This window comes from Streptacidiphilus sp. EB129 (assembly GCF_041262645.1).
GTDB lineage: Bacteria > Actinomycetota > Actinomycetes > Streptomycetales > Streptomycetaceae > Streptacidiphilus.
The window spans coordinates 1-1,271 of record NZ_JBGCCS010000111.1 but is presented as its reverse complement, the minus strand read 5'-3'; the positions used below and the strand labels follow the sequence as shown (position 1 = coordinate 1,271).

Annotated in this window: 1 protein-coding gene; it reads right to left on the bottom strand. The window is 66.9% G+C overall.

Annotated features, from left to right (window positions below; genetic code table 11):
* A partial coding sequence (locus ABH925_RS37675; RefSeq protein ID WP_370156156.1) for an acyltransferase domain-containing protein occupies positions 1-1,271 on the bottom strand: 1,271 nt, incomplete at both ends.

Sequence of the window (1,271 nt, the reverse complement as noted above, 5' to 3'; positions counted from 1 at the left end):
TCGAGCCAGTAGCGGGTGCGTTGGAAGGCGTAGGTCGGCAGGTCCACCATCCGACGACCCGAACCGATCACCGCCTTCCAGTCCACCTCCACCCCACGCACAAACACCTCCGCCAACGACCTCACAAACCGCTCCATCCCCCCCTCACCACGCCGCAACGACCCCACCACCACCGACGGCACCTCACACGACGCCTCCACCACCTCCTGCACACCCACCGTCAACACCGGATGCGCACTGCACTCCACAAACACCCGAACCCCATCCGCCACCAACCCCTCCACCACCGACGCAAACTCCACCCGCTCCCGCAAATTCCTAAACCAATACTCACCACCACCCACCTCAACACCACCCACACCACCACCCACCGACGAACGCCACTCCACCACCCCCACCCGCGGACGCACACCCCCCAACACCCCCAACAACTCCCCACGCAACCCCTCCACATGCACCGAATGCGACGCATAATCCACCTCCACCCGCCGCACCCGCACCCCCAACCCACCCACCCACTCCACAAACTCCCCAGCCGCCCCCACATCCCCCGACACCACCACCGACGACACACCATTCACCGCCGCCACCACCAACCGACCACCCCACCGACCCAACCACCCCTCCACCACACCCACCGACGCCCCCACCGACACCATCGCCCCCGAACCCGCCAACCCCACCAACGCCCGCGAACGCAACGCCACCACCCGCGCCCCATCCTCCAACGACAACACCCCCGCCACACACGCCGCCGCAATCTCCCCCTGCGAATGCCCCACCACCACATCCGGCACCACACCACACGCCCGCCACAAACCCGCCAACCCCACCATCACCGCCCACGACACCGGCTGCACCACATCCACCCGATCCAACGACGGCGCCCCCACCTCACCCCGCAACACACCCAACAACGACCACCCCACAAACGGCTCCAACGCCCGCTCACACTCACCCAACAACCCCGCAAACACCCCCGACGACTCCAACAAACCCACCGCCATCCCCACCCACTGCGCCCCCTGACCCGGAAACACAAACGCCACCCGACCACCCACATCCGCCACCCCACGCACCACACCACCACCCACAACGCCACTCACACCACCATTACCACCGACACCCACACCACCACCGACACCCACACCACCACCCGCCAACACACCCAACCCACCCACCAACCCACCCACACCCGAACCCACCACCACCGCACGCTCACCCAACAACGCCCGCGACCCCACCAACGACCACGCCACATCACCCACACC